At 71.2% G+C, this 16,288-nt stretch carries 18 protein-coding genes and 1 pseudogene; 11 read left to right on the top strand and 8 right to left on the bottom strand.

The window, feature by feature from the left end; all coding sequences use genetic code 11:
- Window positions 1-114: 114 nt before the first annotated feature.
- The 3 genes from ACFY2Q_RS01045 to ACFY2Q_RS01035 form a co-directional block, all read right to left on the bottom strand.
- A complete protein-coding gene (locus tag ACFY2Q_RS01045) occupies window positions 115-831 on the bottom strand; it encodes an FKBP-type peptidyl-prolyl cis-trans isomerase (protein WP_387127522.1) in 717 nt (238 codons plus the stop codon).
- A gap of 100 nt (window positions 832-931) precedes the next feature.
- On the bottom strand, window positions 932-1,570 hold the full coding sequence (locus ACFY2Q_RS01040) for a DUF4241 domain-containing protein (protein WP_387126319.1): 639 nt from the start codon (window positions 1,568-1,570) through the stop codon (window positions 932-934).
- Window positions 1,571-1,644: 74 nt separating this feature from the next.
- Entirely contained in the window at window positions 1,645-2,700 is a 1,056-nt protein-coding gene (locus tag ACFY2Q_RS01035) for a Ku protein (RefSeq protein ID WP_387126317.1), read from the bottom strand.
- Window positions 2,701-2,785: 85 nt separating this feature from the next.
- Between ACFY2Q_RS01035 and ligD (ACFY2Q_RS01030) the strand changes: the two genes are divergently transcribed.
- From ligD (ACFY2Q_RS01030) to ACFY2Q_RS01005, 6 genes are all read left to right on the top strand, one after another.
- A complete protein-coding gene (gene ligD, locus ACFY2Q_RS01030; RefSeq protein ID WP_387126315.1) occupies window positions 2,786-3,727 on the top strand; it encodes a non-homologous end-joining DNA ligase in 942 nt (313 codons plus the stop codon).
- Window positions 3,717-4,628 carry a non-homologous end-joining DNA ligase gene (gene ligD / locus ACFY2Q_RS01025; RefSeq protein WP_387126313.1) on the top strand — a complete coding sequence of 304 codons (912 nt, stop codon included), beginning with the start codon at window positions 3,717-3,719 and terminating at the stop codon, window positions 4,626-4,628. Before ligD (ACFY2Q_RS01030) ends, ligD (ACFY2Q_RS01025) begins: the two co-directional genes overlap by 11 nt.
- A gap of 458 nt (window positions 4,629-5,086) precedes the next feature.
- Entirely contained in the window at window positions 5,087-5,839 is a 753-nt protein-coding gene (locus ACFY2Q_RS01020; protein WP_387126311.1) for a TIGR03089 family protein, read from the top strand.
- A 47-nt stretch (window positions 5,840-5,886) separates the two neighbouring features.
- Entirely contained in the window at window positions 5,887-6,057 is a 171-nt protein-coding gene (locus ACFY2Q_RS01015; protein ID WP_387126309.1) for a toxin HicA, read from the top strand.
- Complete coding sequence (locus ACFY2Q_RS01010; RefSeq protein ID WP_387127520.1) at window positions 6,057-6,398, top strand: type II toxin-antitoxin system HicB family antitoxin; 342 nt, start codon at window positions 6,057-6,059, stop codon at window positions 6,396-6,398. Before ACFY2Q_RS01015 ends, ACFY2Q_RS01010 begins: the two co-directional genes overlap by 1 nt.
- A gap of 198 nt (window positions 6,399-6,596) precedes the next feature.
- Entirely contained in the window at window positions 6,597-7,319 is a 723-nt protein-coding gene (locus ACFY2Q_RS01005) for a hypothetical protein (protein ID WP_387126307.1), read from the top strand.
- 133 nt (window positions 7,320-7,452) lie between these two features.
- Here the strand turns inward: ACFY2Q_RS01005 and ACFY2Q_RS01000 are convergent, their stop codons facing one another.
- Complete coding sequence (locus ACFY2Q_RS01000; RefSeq protein WP_387126305.1) at window positions 7,453-7,824, bottom strand: DUF4267 domain-containing protein; 372 nt, start codon at window positions 7,822-7,824, stop codon at window positions 7,453-7,455.
- Between the two features lie 87 nt (window positions 7,825-7,911).
- On the opposite strand from ACFY2Q_RS01000, the gene ACFY2Q_RS00995 reads away from it, so the two are divergent.
- On the top strand, window positions 7,912-8,484 hold the full coding sequence (locus ACFY2Q_RS00995) for a TetR/AcrR family transcriptional regulator (protein ID WP_387126302.1): 573 nt from the start codon (window positions 7,912-7,914) through the stop codon (window positions 8,482-8,484).
- Between the two features lie 48 nt (window positions 8,485-8,532).
- Here ACFY2Q_RS00995 and ACFY2Q_RS00990 read toward each other — a convergent pair whose 3' ends face one another.
- The gene (locus tag ACFY2Q_RS00990) at window positions 8,533-10,212 is read right to left on the bottom strand and encodes a DNA repair helicase XPB (protein ID WP_387126300.1); all 1,680 of its coding nucleotides are present in this window, start codon (window positions 10,210-10,212) and stop codon (window positions 8,533-8,535) included.
- 171 nt (window positions 10,213-10,383) lie between these two features.
- On the opposite strand from ACFY2Q_RS00990, the gene ACFY2Q_RS00985 reads away from it, so the two are divergent.
- Both ACFY2Q_RS00985 and ACFY2Q_RS00980 read left to right on the top strand, forming a co-directional pair.
- Window positions 10,384-11,280 carry a L,D-transpeptidase family protein gene (locus tag ACFY2Q_RS00985; protein ID WP_387126298.1) on the top strand — a complete coding sequence of 299 codons (897 nt, stop codon included), beginning with the start codon at window positions 10,384-10,386 and terminating at the stop codon, window positions 11,278-11,280.
- Window positions 11,281-11,377: 97 nt separating this feature from the next.
- Window positions 11,378-11,614, top strand: coding sequence for a hypothetical protein (locus ACFY2Q_RS00980; RefSeq protein ID WP_387126296.1), 237 nt, complete (start codon window positions 11,378-11,380; stop codon window positions 11,612-11,614).
- Window positions 11,615-11,668: 54 nt separating this feature from the next.
- Here ACFY2Q_RS00980 and ACFY2Q_RS00975 read toward each other — a convergent pair whose 3' ends face one another.
- The gene (locus ACFY2Q_RS00975; RefSeq protein ID WP_387126294.1) at window positions 11,669-14,155 is read right to left on the bottom strand and encodes a helicase-associated domain-containing protein; all 2,487 of its coding nucleotides are present in this window, start codon (window positions 14,153-14,155) and stop codon (window positions 11,669-11,671) included.
- Window positions 14,156-14,239: 84 nt separating this feature from the next.
- Here ACFY2Q_RS00975 and ACFY2Q_RS00970 point away from each other — a divergent pair, with 84 nt between their 5' ends.
- Window positions 14,240-14,863 (top strand): HAD family hydrolase, encoded by a 624-nt coding sequence (locus ACFY2Q_RS00970; protein ID WP_387126292.1) that lies wholly within the window; start codon window positions 14,240-14,242, stop codon window positions 14,861-14,863.
- Between the two features lie 27 nt (window positions 14,864-14,890).
- Window positions 14,891-15,277 carry a cold-shock protein gene (locus ACFY2Q_RS00965; protein WP_053658827.1) on the top strand — a complete coding sequence of 129 codons (387 nt, stop codon included), beginning with the start codon at window positions 14,891-14,893 and terminating at the stop codon, window positions 15,275-15,277.
- Here the strand turns inward: ACFY2Q_RS00965 and ACFY2Q_RS00960 are convergent.
- Entirely contained in the window at window positions 15,238-16,068 is an 831-nt protein-coding gene (locus ACFY2Q_RS00960; protein ID WP_387126290.1) for a 1,4-dihydroxy-6-naphthoate synthase, read from the bottom strand. The two genes, ACFY2Q_RS00965 and ACFY2Q_RS00960, sit on opposite strands and share 40 nt — an antisense overlap.
- Window positions 16,069-16,073: 5 nt before the next feature.
- Window positions 16,074-16,288 (bottom strand): annotated as a pseudogene (locus tag ACFY2Q_RS00955) (hypothetical protein); the annotation flags it as partial.

Genomic DNA, 16,288 nt, shown 5'->3' with positions numbered 1-16,288 from the left:
GGACGGCGGGCCGCCCGGGGTGACGCCGAACCTACTGCCGGTGGGTAACGGGCCGGAAGCCCCATGTGAACAACACCATCGCGGCCCGACGACAACCGGGGCGAAGCGGACAGGTTACTGGACGCCGAGCACGTCCACCACGAAGCGCAGCGGGCCGGTCGGACGCCCACCGGCGGCGGCCTCGTCGTTGCCGTACGCCAGCTCGCCCGGGATGTCGAGCTGCACGCGGCTGCCCACGGTCACGCCCACCAGGCCCTGGTCCCAGCCCGGAATGACCTGACCCACACCGATGGCGAAGGTGGCCGGTTGGCCGGCGTTCCAGGACGAGTCGAACTCCTTGCCGTCCTTGTAGAACACGCCAACGTAGTTGGTGGTGATGGTCTGGCCCTGCTTGACCACCGGGCCGTTGCCCTTGATGACGGGGGTGACCGTGAGCTTCTTCAGCTCGCCAGTGCCCGCCTTCACCGCCGGCTTGGTGCCCAGCGCCGGGTCGGCGCCCTCGGGTAGCTGCGGGGCGGGAGGCGCGGCGGCCTCGTCCGGGGCCGGGGCGGAGGCGGACGGGGTCGCGCCGGCCTGGTTGACGGGCTTGTCGTCGCCCCGGTTCCGGTCGATCCACACGAAACCGCCGATCAGCAGCGCCATCACGGCGACACCGGCGATGCCGCCGGCCCACGCCTGGCGGCGTCGCTTCGCCTCGGCTGCCTTCTGCGCCGCCAGCTGGGCGGCCAGGCGCCGCCCTGCCTTGGTCGCCGGGCTCTGACCCTCCGACCGGTTCTGCTGCGTGCGCTCGCTCACGTCGTCGACTCCCTGCTGCGAAGGTGTGGCCGGCACCCGGTGCCGGGGGGAAAGCCGACGCACACGGTACCCGCCCTGCGGCCCCCCGTGCCCGTCCCGGACGTCTCGGATCGACCAGGGACGCCGTCAGGGGACGTTATTCCGGTACGACCATGAAGTCGGTCACGAACGATGTCACGCCCCCGTCGGCGGCGCGTCCGATCCAGGTTCCGTAACAGCCGTCGCCCCAACCCGTGGCGACGGTGACGACGTTGGCGCCTGTGGTCTGGTCCAACACGGCGGTGATCAGGCCCGGAACCGGCGACGCCTGCAGTTCCGCCGGGATGAAGACCTCCTCGACCTGCTCCTCGTCCCAGGTTTCCAGGACGGCGAGCGCGGTGGGGTCGGCGAGGGTTCCCGCGCCGGCGTCCACCCCGTACCCGAAGTAGTCGTCGGGGCCGAGGGCGGCGACATCCTGGTCGCCCGCGACTGCCGGCTCCCATGCGACCGTCGGCGCCTCGGAGATCACCAGCTCCAGCGCCGCCACCCGCCGGTCCACCTCGGCGTCCTCCCGCAGCACCGCCGCCACCCAGGCCCGGGCGGGATGACGCCCCGGGGGCACGGTGACCGTGAACGGCTCGGCCTCCGGGCAGACCAGCGGGTCACACCCGACCACCCGACCGGTCGGCAGCACGATGTCACCCACCCAGTGGGCCTCGATCAGGTACGCGCCGTGTTCGTCGGTGAAGCGGGCGCCGGGCGTCAACAACCGGTCCAGATCAGGGGTGTACGGCATGAGGGCTCCTCCGGTTGCCAGCGGCCGGCGGAGCGTACCCGGCCGGCGGACACCCTGCGGCGCTGCCGTACCGGTCAGGCGGTCTTGCGGGGTGCGGTCTTGCGGGCTGCCGTCTTCTTCGCCGGCTCCGCCTTCTTCGCGGGGGTCTTCTTGGCGGCGGTCTTCTTCGCCGGTTCGGCGGTCTTCTTCTCGGCCGTCTTCTTCGCCGCGGTCTTCTTCGCGGGTGCCTTGGCCGCCTTCTTCTCGGCGGCCTTCTGTGCCGAGCGGGCCGACGAGATGGGTGTCGGCTCACCACCGCCACCGCCACCGCCACCGCCACCGCCACCGCCACCGCCACGGGCGGGTTGTTCGCCGCGCGCCGCGCGGGCCCGGTCCACCGATGCCTTCAGCGCGGCCATCAGGTCCACCGCGGCGGCCGGGGCCTCCTCGGCCTCCTCCGGCTGGACGACCTCGCGACCCTCCACCTTGGCGTCGATGACCTCCTGCAACGCGGCCCGGTAGTCGTCGGTGAAGACGTCCGGCTCGAACTCGCCTGTCATCGAGTCGATAAGCGAACTGGCCATCGCCAGCTCCGGCGGGCGGACCTTGAGGTCCTCGTCGAGGAAACCAAAATCCGGGGTACGGATCTCGTCCGGCCAGAGCATCGTGTTGAGCAGCAGCACACCCTCGCGGACGCGCAGCGTGGCGAGTTGCTCCCGCTGGCGCAGCGCCACCTTGACGATGGCCACCCGCTCCGAGTCGATAAGCGCGTCGCGCAGCAGCACGTACGGCTTGGTGGCCGTGCCCTCCGGTTCGAGGAAGTAGGCCTTGTTGTAGAGGATCGGGTCGACCTGGTCGGCCGGCACGAACTCCAGCACGTCGATCGCGCGTGAGCTGGTCAGCGGCAGGTCGGCGAAGTCCTCGTCGGTGAGGATCACCATCTCGCCGCCGCCGATGTCGTAGCCCTTGGCGATGTCGTCGTAGGTGACCTCCTCGCCGCAGACCGAGCAGGTGCGCTTGTAGCGGATCCGGCCGCCGTCCTCACGGTGCACCTGGTGGAACCGGATGTCCTTCTCCTCGGTCGCGGAGTAGAGCTTCACCCCGATCGAGACGAGCCCGAATGACACGGCTCCCTTCCAGATGGCACGCATCCTGCGCTCCCTTCGCCGGTATCGACCATGCTCGCATCTGGAAGATCCTGACGCGAGGTGTTCGGCCTGCTACTACAGTCGGGTCGTGCCCGGCGCGCCGCTCAAGCCGATGCTCGCGATGACCGGGCCCCTCCCGGCGGGTGACGGCTGGGCGTACGAGTTCAAGTGGGACGGCGTCCGCGCGCTCGCCGACATCTCCGGCGGTGTCCAGCACCTGTACGCCCGCTCCGGCGTCGAGATCACCGCCGCGTACCCGGAGCTGGCGACCCTGCCCGAGCAGGTCGACAACGTGCTGCTCGACGGCGAGGTGGTGCTGTTGGGGGCGGGCGGGCAGCCCTCGTTCACCGCGCTGGCCGAGCGGATGCACGTGCGGGACCGGAACAAGGCAGCACGGTTGGCAGCGGTCATGCCGGTTACCTACATGATCTTCGATCTGCTTCGGGTGAACGGCGACGACCTGACCGGCTGGCCGTACGAGCGCCGCCGCGAGGCGTTGGACGCGCTAGCGCTCGGCGGCGCCCGGTGGGCGGTGCCGCCGGTCTTCGCCGACGGCCCGGCGACCTACGAGGCGGCCGGCGAGCACGGCTTGGAGGGTGTGATGGCCAAGCGGGTCGGTGCCGTCTACCGCCCCGGGGTGCGCTCACCGGACTGGGTGAAGGTCAAGCTGGAGGTGACAGGTGACTTCGTCATCGGTGGCTGGCGACCGGGTGCGCGTCGGATCGGTGGACTGCTGGTCGGGGTGCCCGGCCCGGACGGCCGGCTGATCTACCGGGGCCGGGTCGGTGGTGGGATCGGCGCGGCAATCGAACGGCAGCTCCTTGCCGAGTTGGAGCCGCTGCGCTCCGGCGTGTCACCGTTCGCGCCGGGCGTGCCGCGCGAGGATGCGCGCGGTGCCATCTGGGTAACACCAAGCGTGGTGGTGGAGGTGAAGTACGGCCAGCGCACCCCCGACGGCCGGCTGCGCTTCCCCAGGGTGCTGCGGTTGCGCCCGGACAAGCCTGCCGAGGAGGTCGACGATGCCGGCTGAGCGGCTACGTGTGGACGTCGAGGGCCGTGCGCTGGAGTTGTCCAACCTGGACAAGGTGCTCTATCCGGCGGCCGGCTTCACAAAGGGCGAGGTCATCGACTACTACACCCGGATCTCCCCGGTGCTGCTTCCGCACCTGCGGGACCGGCCGGTCACCCGGATCCGCTTCCCCAACGGGGTCGACGACAAGTCGTTCTTCGAGAAGAACATGCCCGCCGCGACACCTGACTGGGTGCGCGTGGAGAACCTGCCCGCGCCCGGCTCGACCAAGGGTCGGGAGACCATCGACTATGTGGTCGCCGACGACCTGCCCACCCTGGTCTGGCTTGCCAACCTGGCGGCATTGGAGTTGCACACGCCGCAGTGGAAGGTCGGCGAGCACCCGGACATGATGGTCGTCGACCTGGACCCGGGGCCGCCGGCCGGGCTCGCCGAGTGCTGCCCGGTGGCGGTGCTGATGCGCGACCGGCTCGCCGACGACGGCATCGACTCGTACCCGAAGACGTCAGGCAAGAAGGGTATGCAGCTCTGCTGCCCGATCGCCGGCACGCAGTCCTCCGATGCCGTCTCCGACTACGCGAAGCGGATCGCCCAGGAGTTGGAGAAGGCGCACCCGAAGCTGATCGTGTCGAAGATGGCCAAGAACCTGCGCCCCGGCAAGGTCTTCATCGACTGGAGTCAGAACAACGCGGCAAAGACCACAGTGGCGCCCTACTCGCTGCGCGCCCAGTCGGTGCCGTCCGTGTCGACGCCGCTGACCTGGGACGAGGTCGAAGCCGGCGCTCGCGGCCGCAAGCCGGCCGTCCGCCAGTTCACCGCCGCCGAGGTCCTGGCCCGCGTCGAGGAGTACGACGACCTGCTCGCCCCCCTGCTCGACGGCGGCCCGGAGCTACCTCTCTGAAGGCGGCGGCGCGCGGCGGGCTGTCCGTCACTGAGCGCAACAACGTCAGCCCTCTCGGCCGGTCCCCTCAACCCCTTTGCTCTGCTTACCTATACGCAACACCGCGTTGAGCTGCGGGTTCGTGCCTGGCTTCCGAGGGTGGCGGCCAGACCAGTGCTCGCGGAGCGTGAGCGTTGCGTATAGGTAAGCAGAGCAAAGGGACTGGGGGAGGGGTGGCGGCTGCGCCTGGCATCACCTTGCGTGACCGGCCCGGCGTCGTAGTCGGTGATCAACGTGAACAGTGGGCTTAGCGCGGCGCAGCCGCCACCATGCGCCGGCGATCAGGGCGAGCGTCACGACAGTGACCGAGCCCAGGGCGCGAGCAGCAGCAACGCGATCACCGGCAGGAGTCGGCGGCGTAACGGAGACGGTTGGTTGCGTTGGTAAGGTGGGCCGGCGTCACACCGGGGAGCGTGGACATGCAGCCAACCGCCATTGTCGGTCTGCCAGCGCAGGCCGTCGACGTCGAGCGTCCCCTGCTCAGCTACCGCGACGAGGCGACCGGCGAGCGCGTCGATCTGACCGCGCAGCAGGTGGGTTCCTGGGCGGCGCGCAGCGCCAGTCTGCTGCGGGACGGCTGCGGGCTCGGCCCCGGCAGCCGCGTAGCGGTGCTGTTGCCTCCTCATTGGCGTACCGCCGCAGTGTTGTTGGGCGCGTGGGCCTGCGGCCTTGCGGTGTCGTTCCGGCCCCGCGCCACGGCGGGCCTGCCGGTGCTCGAACCGGGCGGCGACCGACCGTTCGACGCGGTCTTCGTGACGCCGGAGCGGCAGGACGACTGGCTGGAGGACGTGCCGGACGCCCCGCACCGCTACCTCGTCGGCACCGGGCCGGGGCGGCTGGCCGACGTGCCGCTGGGCTGGCTGGACTGGTCCGCCGAGGTGCTGCGCCACTCCGACGTCACGCCCGATCACGCCGCCATCGCTCCGTCGGACCCGGCGAGCGCGGACGGCACCACCTACGGACAGTGGGGTGCGCTCGCCCAGGAGGTCGCCGGAATGCTGGGCCTGCGTGCCGGTGACCGACTGCTTGTCGACGCCGCCGAGCACGAGCAGCCCCTGAAGTGGTTGCTCGCGCCGCTCTCCGCTGGCGCGTCCGTGGTTATCAGCGCCAACCTCGACCCGGCGCGACAGGACGCGGTCGCCGCCGCCGAGCAGGCCACCCGGGTCCTGTAGCTAGTGCGGTTCTCGGGGTTCAACTCGCCTACAACGATCTTTATCGAGTGTGCGAGCACTACTTCGGCAAGCCGCGGCAGGTGGGCACATCGCACGCTGTGTTCAAGATGCCGTGGGCCGGTGACCCGCGTGTCAACATCCAGGACGATAAGGGTAAAGCCAAGGCATACCAGGTCCGGCAGGTACTCAAGGCGATCGACAAGAAGGAGGCCATGTGATGCACCCCGACCGTCCCGAAATCACGCACTACACCTACCGCGTCACATGGTCGGCTGATGATCAGGAGTTTGTCGCCACCTGTGCCGAGTTCCCATCGCTCTCCTGGCTGGCGCCCTCGCAGGTCGAGGCACTGCAAGGTCTTCAGAGGCTCCTGCAGGAGACGATCGCGGACATGGAGGAGCAGGGCGAGGCGGTGCCGCAGCCGTTCGCCGAACGCAGCTACTCAGGCAAGTTCAACCTCCGCGTCGGGGAGAGCCTGCATCGCGAACTCGCCATCGAGGCCGCCGAGGACGGGCTGAGCCTCGACCAGTACGTCCTTCGGAAACTCCGCGCCGCCTGAGGAGTCGGGCACCTTCTGCCCGCCCTGGGACGCGCGTTCGCGTGGTGCCGGCCCGGGACTGCTTCGATGCCGCCCCTTCACCCGTCCGATGGAGCCGAAACGTTCCACCGCCTCTCACGTTCTGCCTGCTCCTACGCTTCGCCCAAGGCACGCGTGCTGTCGAAGCGCCGGCCGCGATCCATACCCGGCGGAGGGGACATGGCGTCGAGGCGTACACGTCGGACACTCGTGTCGGCGGTCGCCGGTGGACTGTTCGCCCTCGGCATCGTCGCGCCTGGTCCGGAAGCGGTGCCGCTGCCTCGCGCGGCCCAGGCCGACGGCCCTACGGTCCCCGATTCGCGGGAGCCGCGCCCACCGCAACTCCCGGCGGACTTCCAGGGCACCGGCCGGTACGTCGTGCGGGACCTCGGCATTGACGTGCCGTTCTCGTGGCAGGGGCGCGACGGCAATAGCCAGATGATTGCCGGAGGCCCGGATCATCCGATCTGGTTCACGAACCTGATCTACGAGAACACGCTCTACACGCTCACCTGCAAGTGGCCGAACATCCCGCTGTTCCCGCCGCGCGAGTGCAGCAAGGTCCCGGGGTTCTTCAACCGGCAGATCTTCAACGACAAGCTGAAGACGTCTCGCTTCGTCGGGCTGGAGATCCTGCAGGGGGAGAAGGACCGGCACGTCGACCACTGGCGGGTGGGTGTCGTCGGCGGCTCCACAGTGCCGGGCGAGTTCTTCCGGTTCCCGCTAGCGCTCGGCGACATCTACGTCGACCAGCGGGACCCGAACAGGTGGTGGCAGGTGCTCCAGTTCGGCCTGCAGAACCTCTTCGACCCGGAGCTGGACGAGTGGTTCACGATGGACACCTTCGACCACCGCGCCGGCACTGTCACCCTCCCCGACCGCTGCCCACCGCCTACGCCGTGACGTCAATGGCCGTTGATCGACTCGGTTTCCGTGAAACTGGGGCATCAACCCGCATCGGATGCCGCGACTTCCAGGAAGCCGAGTCGATCAAGGTGGGGCGGTCAGGGCAGACGCGGCAGGGTGCTGCTGGCGCTCACAGGGCGAACAGGAGGGCGGCGTCGAGGAGGACGACGACGGCGGTGGCGAAGTGGATGCCGAAGGCGACGGCCTTCGTTCCGCCGTTCCGCAGCACGATGACGGTGTCGCCCAGCGGGACAAGCGCGACGATCAGCATGAACCACGCGACCGCGTCGGCGGTCGTGAAGGCGATCAAGGCCAGGCCGAGCAGGCCGTAGGTGAGATCCCGTACTCCCTTGACCGTGAGGTAGGCGGGATCTCCCTCCGGCCGGGCCGGGACGCCGTACCCGGCAGCCGACGCGGTGGGCACCAGCAGGAACCGCGCACCGATCCACGCGATGAAGAGGTTGAGCACGACGGCGAGCCCGTAGGCGATGAGGGACAGCATGATCTGCTCCATTTCCTAGCACTGCTAGATATGAGAGCGACGCTAGCAGAGCATCGACAGGATTTCTAGCGGTGCTAGGATGGGTGCATGTCGACGCAGGGACGCCGGGAGCGCGAGCGGGCGGAACGGGAACAGGCGATCATCGCCGCAGCACGTGACCTAGCCCTGGCGGAAGGCTGGGACGCGGTGACCACCCGCCGGCTCGCCGCCGAGATCGAGTACAGCCAGCCCGTCCTCTACAGCCACTTCAAGGGCAAGGACGCCATCATGGCGGCCGTCGCCATCGAGGGCTTCGCCGAGTTGGCCAACGCCCTAGCCTCGGCCCGGGCCTCGGCCGCCAGTCCCCGACAGGCGGTCGCCGACGTCGCGGCGGCATACGTCGCGTTCGCCGAGCAGCGTCCCGCGCTCTACGACGCGATGTTCACCCTCGCCGTGGATCTGCCGTTCGCCACCCAGGACGTCCCGACGGACCTGGCCCGAGGCTTCGCGGAACTGGCCGAGACGGTGCGCCCGGTCGCCGGGGACGACGACCTGGAGACGTTCACCGAGACGTTCTGGAGCGGCCTGCACGGGCTGGTCACGCTGATGCGCAGCGGCCGGCTCCGTCGCCCCGGCCACGAGCGCCGGCTGTCGGTGCTTGTGGATCGATTTTCCCGGTGAGAAGAAGCCGCAGAAGGCGCAACCGAGTCGATCAAGGCCGCCCGTGGGTCAGTCGATCGTCGGGAGCTTCGGGCCGAGGACGTCGTCGGCGTCGATGATCGTGTACGCGTACCCCTGCTCGGCGAGGAAGCGCTGCCGGTGCGCCGCGTACTCGGTGTCGATCGTGTCCCGGGACACCACCGTGTAGAAGTGCGCCTGCCGCCCGTCGGACTTCGGCCGGAGCACCCGGCCCAGCCGCTGCGCCTCTTCCTGCCGTGACCCGAACGTCCCCGACACCTGAATCGCCACCGCCGCCTCGGGCAGGTCGATGGAGAAGTTGCCGACCTTGGAGATCACCAGGGTTCGGATCTCCCCGGTGCGGAACGCGTCGAAGAGCCGTTCGCGCTCCTTGTTCGTGGTCGAGCCCTGGATGATCGGCGCGTCGAGGTATTCGCCGAGCTGGTGCAACTGGTCGATGTACGCGCCGATCACCAGCACCTGGTCGTCGGGGTGCCGGTCGACAAGCGCCTTCACCACCGGCAGCTTGGTGCGGGCGGTCGCCGCCATCCGGTAGCGCTCCTCGGCCTCCGCCGTCGCGTACGACATCCGCTCCGCGTCGGTAAGCGTCACCCGGACCTCGGTGCACTGGGCCGGGGCGATCCAGCCCTGCGACTCGATGTCCTTCCACGGCGCGTCGTACCGCTTGGGCCCGATCAGGCTGAACACGTCCCCCTCGCGGCCGTCCTCGCGTACCAGAGTCGCGGTGAGGCCCAGCCGGCGGCGGGCTTGGAGGTCCGCGGTGAACCGGAAGATCGGCGCGGGCAGCAGGTGCACCTCGTCGTAGACGACCAGGCCCCAGTCGCGGGCCCCGAAGAGGTCCAGGTGTGTGAACGCGCCGCCGCGCCGCGAGGTGAGCACCTGGTACGTCGCGATGGTGACCGGCCGGATCTCCTTGCGCTCGCCGGAGTATTCCCCGATCTCCTCCTCGGTCAGCGAGGTGCGGGCGATCAGTTCCCGCTTCCACTGCCGGCCCGCGACGGTGTTGGTGACGAGGATCAGCGTCGTCGCCTTCGCCTCGGCCATCGCCGCCGCGCCGACCAGGGTCTTCCCGGCACCGCACGGCAGCACCACCACACCCGACCCGCCGGCCCAGAACGCCTCGACAGCTTCCCGCTGGTACGACCGCAGCGTCCACGGCTTGCGGCCGTCCTTGCCGGCTTCGGCCAGCTCGATCGGGTGCGCCTCGCCGTCGACGTAGCCGGCCAGGTCCTCCGCAGGCCAGCCCAGCTTGAGCAGCGCCTGCTTGAGTCGGCCCCGCTCGGACGGGTGGACCCGGATGGTGTCGTCGTCGATCTTGTCGCCGAGCATGCCGGCGAGCTTCTTGCTCTTGGCCACCTCGATCAACACCAGCCGGTCCAGTGCCCGCAGCACCAGCCCGTACGCCGGGTCGTTGGCGAGTTGGAGTCGGCCGTAGCGGTCCATCGTCTCGGCCACGTCCACAAGCAGCGCGTGCGGCACCGGGTAGCGGGAGTATTTGATCAGCGAGTCGACCACGCCCTCGGCGTCGTGCCCCGCCGCGCGGGCGTTCCACAGCCCGAGCGGGGTCAGCCGATAGGTGTGCACGTGCTCGGGAGAGCGCTCCAGCTCGGCGAAGGGCGCGATAGCCATCCGGCAGGCCTGGGCGTCAGGGTGGTCGATCTCCAGCAGCAGGGTCTTGTCCGACTGAACGATCAGTGGTCCACCACTCACGCCAGCGTCCTCTCCTCGGTTGGCCGTCAGGTCGCGGCGGTCGCTTACCCGCCGCTGGCCGACCATCAAGTGTTGCACGATGCGAGATCTGCCAAGAAAGTTGCCGACAGGCGCAACCGCAGTGGCACCGACAAACGTCTAGCAATGGGACGGCTGTCCAGGGGAGGGCCCATGAAGCGCATCCGGATCACTTCCCGGCTGGTCGCCCCGCTGGTGGTCGTGCTGGTCGGCACCGGCGCGTGCACGTTCGATCCGCAGTCCGGCGGGGGTGGCGGCGGGGGAGCCGCCCCGGCCGGTGCGGCGGAACAGGTAACGGGGGCGAGCGGCACGTCCGGGCCAGACCAGCGCGGCCGGCCAACGCCGGCCGCGTCGACGCCAGCGCCGACCAGGAGCACCACAACAAAACCCACGCCCAAGCCGACCCGCAGCACGGCGGCGCCTGCCACCCCCGCCACTGCCACCCCCGCGCAGGCCGCCGGCTGCCCGCAGGGCGAGCATCAGCGCGCGGTGGAGACCTACCTGGCCCGGCTGGGCGGGTTCGGGCCCGTGACCGTGGACGGCCGACAGTCCGCCGCCGACTGCGCGGCCATCAAGAGGTTCCAGAAGAGGTACGGCATTCGCCCCGTCGAGGGTCGCGCCGGGCCGACCACCTCCGACGTGGCCCAACGGCTCGCCACCACCGACCCGGCCCGCTGCAAGGCCGGCACCGGCACCACGTTCTGCGTGGACCTGACCCGGCAGACCGTGTGGGCGGTCCGCAACGGCAAAGTGATCATGGAGCCGACGGTGACCCGGACCGGCATGTCCGGCTACCGCACCCCGTCCGGCAGCTACGCCGTCAACTACCGCAACCCCAAGGAGTGGTCCAACCCGTACGAGGTGTGGTTGCCGTACTGGCAGCACTTCACCCAGGGAATGGGCTTCCACGAGACCACCACCTACCTGCACGACAAGTCCATCGGCTCGCACGGCTGCGTCAATCTGCTGCACGCCGACGCCGTCCGGATGTGGGAGTTGGGCAAGGTCGGCACCCGCGTCGTGCTGATCGGCCGCCGCCCCGGCACCTGAGTGAGCTGCCCGACTCCGGGTTTTAACCCCTGTCACACAGGTCCCAGGAGTGACACTCTTGGGAGTTCAGGGGTTGGACCGGGCGGGGAGGCTGGGCATGACGGTCGACCGTGACGTGATCGCAGAACATGAGCAGGCGCCACCCGACGAGGTGTCCCGAGCGACAGTCGTCGCGTACGGCATCGCGGCGGCGGTTCTGCTCGGGTGGTTCCTCTTCGGCTGGCTGGTGCTGCAGCAGGGCTTCATCGACTCGGTCGGGGAGTCCGCCGGCGCCGGGTTCGCGCTGCTGCTGATCATCTCGGTCGTCGGCACCGTACGCCGCAGCCGCCGCTGACCCAGCGGCAACGCCGCGCACCGGGCCGCGCAGCGGCGGCGTCCTCTGTTCGGGTCAGTCCGCAAGCACCGCCGCGGTGATCCGGTGCAGCGCGAACGTGTGCAGCATCTCGGTCCGCTCGTCCTCGGCGCGCAGGTAACCGGCGCCAATCGACACCGGCTTGACCAGCCGCGACGCTGTCGCCCCGTGCGCGTCCACGTAACCGACCCAGACCAGCGCCTTGTCGCGGACCGCCTGCTGGAGCACCGCGAGGGCCTCGCTGTGCGTGTGCGCCGGCACCGGACCGCCGCCGAGCCCCGGCGCGCCGCCGCGTACGACCGCAGGCGCCCGCCGGGCCGCCCGCGCCGCCGCGTCACCCCGCCGGATGTGCTCCACCACGCCGAGCAGCCGCGGCATCGGCAGCTTCGGAGCGGCCAGCGGATCGAGGGCACGGGTGGTCATCGGCACCCGCGCCGGGGCCCGCCGGATCCGGGGCCGGGACAGCATGGTGCTGCCGGTCCCGTCCTCCTGCACCGGGGCGAACCCGGCGTCACGCAGCGCGCCCAACAACCGACTGACCTGGTACGGGGTGCTCAACACCGTCGGCGCGAGCCGCCGCAGGGCAAGCGACTCCAACCGGCGGTCGGCCAACACCTCGGTGAGCAGCGCCTCGTCGTCGCTGCGCAGGTACGCCCCGGCCGACCCGACCCGCAGCCCGCCGTGTTTGCGGGCCACGTCGTCCACCAGATAGCTGAGGCCCTGTGGCACAGGCGTACGCGAGCGTCGCCGGAACAACTCGTGCAGGTCGTCGGCCGAGTAACCGGCGTCCAGGGCCCGCCGGATGCTCGCCGTGGTGACCCGGTGAACGCTGGCCCCGCCGGCCGACTCGGGTTCGGTCGTCGCCTCCAACTCGGCGGCGAGCGCGGGCTCGGGCGGGCCGGGCACCACCACTGTCAGGTCGGCCTGCACCAGGAAGTGATCGACAGGGGCGGGCAGCAGCGCGTCAAGCGCCCGCGCGGCGTTTGACGGATCACCGCTCTCCGCGTCCGCGTGCAGCCCCAGCGGGTCGCCGACGCCCGGCTCGTCGGCCGACGTCAGCTCGCCCAGCAGCAGCCTGCCGTACGAGGTGATCGCCCCCAAGCCCGTCACACCGAGCTGCGCCGCCTCGGCCAACACCTCCCGATGGGCGGCCTCCCGGCCCCGGCTGCGCCGTGGCGACCGCCAGTCCAGCAGGGCCTGGACCTCCTCGGTGGTGGGTGAGGTAGCGGGTTCCAGGTCGGCGAGCACAGCAAGCACCGCCCGTCGGGTTGCGGGCGCGCCGGCCCGCTCCGCCTCCGCGGAGAGCGCGGTGATCGGCCGGTCCCGATCGTCACGCTTGCCGACCAGGCCCACCTGCCGGGTCATGGTCAGCCAGGCGCGGGCCAACTGCTCCCAGCGTTGGGCCAGCGAGGCGGCCCGCCACACCTCGTACCCGCCGGTCGGCAACACCTGCTGGTCCGCCCCGTACCGGCCGGTGCTCGTACCGGACAGCTCCAGCTCACCGGCGATGCCCGCCGCGTACGCCACCTCCAGCAGCAGCGCGGTCGTCGCCTCGTCCAGCCCGCCGGTACGCGCCAGCCGCCGCAGGTCCCGCACGCCGATACCGCCGGAGCGCAGCACCGGCGCGGGTTCGGCGGCGAGTTGCTCCAGCAGCCCTTCGGTGTGCCGGACGACCTCCATCGTCTGCCCGGCCCCGGCCGAGTCGACAGCCTTCGGCTCGCGCGGGGCGCCCGCCACCGGTGGCGGGCTCGTGCGCAACGGTCCGAGTGGGCCGGTGTCGCGGCGCAGCAGGAGGCCTACCTCCCGGGGCAGCTCCACCGTGCCGCCACCCGTCGGCGAGCCGGCCGAGACGGCGACCAACAGCCGGTTGTCGACCAGCCAGCGCACCGGTGAACCGGTCGGCGCGCCACCGTTCGTCGGGTCGGCGAGCACGGCATCCTCCGCGCCGATCGGCGGTGCCTGCAACGCGCCCGGCGGCACACTGCCGACCGGTGGCCCGGCGGCAAGCCGGTCGAGGATCGCCCGGGCCGACGGGGGCGCGGCGAGCAGCGTCCGCCGCAGCTTCGCCGGGTCCGCACAGAGCGCGGCCGAGCGCAGGTCCAGGTCCGCTGCCGGTCGGCCGAGCCCAGCAGGGTACGGGGAGACCTCGTCGACGGCGGCCGCCACGTGCAGGGCGTGCTCCGGGCCGTACAGCAGAAAAAGCGCCCTGAGCCGGCCGACGGCGGCCCGGACGGCCGTCGGTGCCGGCGGGTGCGGGCCGGCGGTCGCCATGGCGAGCACGGAGTCGGTGTCCGTGGTGCCCTCGTCGGGGTGCCGGGTGAGCCGGGCGGCGTCGAGGATCTGCATGGTGAACTGGTCCAGCCCGTCCAGCGCGCGGGCCACCGAGACCCGGGACTGGGCGCGGATGGCCAGGGCGGAGACGTCGGCTGGCACGGGCACGACGAGGTCCGGCCGCAGCTGGAGCAGCGCGGCCAGCGACTCGTCGGGCAGTGACCGCAGGTGGTCGGCGAGTGAGGTGGTCATCGTCTTTCCACGCTAGCCCGGCAGCGGGCCGTCGCGCCCCTCGGACGTCCGGCCGACCCGGAGTCGCCGGGTAGGTTTCTCGACATGCCCGCACTGACCGTCGGATTCGACCTCGACATGACTCTGGTGGACTCCCGACCCGGCATCGCCGCGACCTTCCGGGCGCTGACCGCGAAGACCGGCGTGCCGGTGGACGCCGACCTGGCCGTGTCCCGGCTCGGGCCGCCGCTGCGCACCGAGCTCGCACACTGGTTTCCGCCGGAGCAGATCGAGTCGGCAGTTCTCGCGTACCGCGAGCTCTACCCGGCGTACGCGATCACCCCGACTGTCCCGCTGCCCGGCGCGCGGGAGGCGGTCGACGCGATCCGCGCACGGGGCGGTCGTGTGCTGGTCGTCACCGCCAAGATGGGCCGGCTGGCCCGGCTGCACCTGGACCACCTCGGCCTCACGGTCGACGAGCTGGCCGGTGACCTGTTCGCCGAGCAGAAGGCGACAGCCCTGCGGGAGCACGACGCCACCCACTACGTCGGTGACCACGTCGCGGACATGGTTGCCGCGCGGACGGCCGGGGTGCCGGGCATCGGCGTCGCGACGGGCCCGTGCTCCGCTGACGAGTTGCGCGGGGCCGGGGCGAACGTGGTGCTGGACGAGCTCACCGAATTCCCGGCGGCGCTCGACGGCATGATCCAGCTAGCCTTGAAGCAGTAGCGGCTCAAGTGAAGCAGGGGTTTTCAGGTGCCTACGGGTCGAGTGAAGTGGTACGACACGGCCAAGGGATACGGCTTCGTCACGAGTGACGAGGGCGGCGACGTGTTTTTGCCCAAGGGTGCCCTGCCTGCGGGCGTCACCGATCTCAAGGGTGGCCAACGGGTCGACTTCAGCGTGGTGGACAGCCGCCGGGGCTCGCAGGCCATGGGGGTCAAGCTGCTGGACGCGCCGCCGTCGATGGCGGAGCTGCGCCGTCGGCCGGCCGAGGAGCTGCACGGCCTGGTCGAAGACATGATCAAGGTGTTGGAGGCGAAGGTCCAACCGGACCTGCGCCGAGGTCGGTACCCGGACAAGAAGGCCGCGCAGAAGATCGCTCAGCTGGTCCACGCGGTCGCCCGCGAGCTGGAGGTCTGAGGCACCAGGCCGGCGGTGGCGGCCCGGTCGAGCAGTGCCGCCACCGCAGCGAAACCGGCCTCGCCCAGGTCTGCGGTGAACTCGTTGACGTAGAGGCCGATGTGCCGGTCCACCACGTCGAGTTCCATCTCCTGGGCGTGCGCCAGCACGTACTCCCGGCTGGCCGCCGGGTCCGCCCACGCCTGCCGGACCGACTCGCGGACCCAGCCGGCCGCGGCCTCCGGGTCCACCGCGCCACGCTTGGCCAGGATCGCGCCGAGGGGGATGGGCAGGCCGGTGTCGCCCTCCCACCACTCGCCGAGGTCGACAAGCGCGCTCAGCCCGTGCCGGTGGTAGGTGAACCGCGCCTCGTGGATGACCAACCCGGCGTCGTACCGGCCGGCCGCGACGCCCGGCATGATCTCGTGGAACGGGACCACCTCGATCCGGGCCGGCGGCTGGCCCGCCGACCAGAGCCGGAACAGCAGGTACGCGGTGGTCCGATCACCCGGCACCGCCACCGTGGCGCCGGTCAGGTCGGTGCGGTCGCCCTTGGTGAGTACGAGCGGCCCACACCCTCGGCCGAGGGCGCCGCCGCAGGGCAGCAGGTGGTACTGGTCGAGCAGCCACGGCAGCGCCGCGAAGCTCACCTTCACCAGGTCGAACGCGCCCCGCTCGGCCGCGGTGTTGGTGACGTCCACGTCGGCGTACGTCACCTCGACGGGCGGCGCGCCGGGCACCCGGCCGTGCACGAGGGCGTCGAAGACGAACGTGTCATTGGGGCAGGGCGAGATCGCCAGGGAGAGCGCCACGCCCCTCACGTTATCCCCGCACCCGGCCCGCCGCCCGCACCCACCCCGCCCACTGTGATCCACACCAGCGGCGTGCCCGCGGCCCGCGTGCCCGCCGCCGTCCGCCCGCCGCCCGCCGCGTGCCCGGCCCGCGTGCCCGCCGCCGTCCGCCCGCCGCCCGCCGCGTGCCCGGCCCGCGTGCCCGCCGCCGTCCGCCCGCCGCCCGCCGCGTGCCCGGCCC

Source organism: Micromonospora sp. NPDC000316, assembly GCF_042898885.1.
In the GTDB taxonomy this organism is placed as follows: domain Bacteria; phylum Actinomycetota; class Actinomycetes; order Mycobacteriales; family Micromonosporaceae; genus Micromonospora.
Note: the sequence above shows the minus strand (reverse complement) of the source record. Positions and strands in the feature narration are given on the sequence as shown.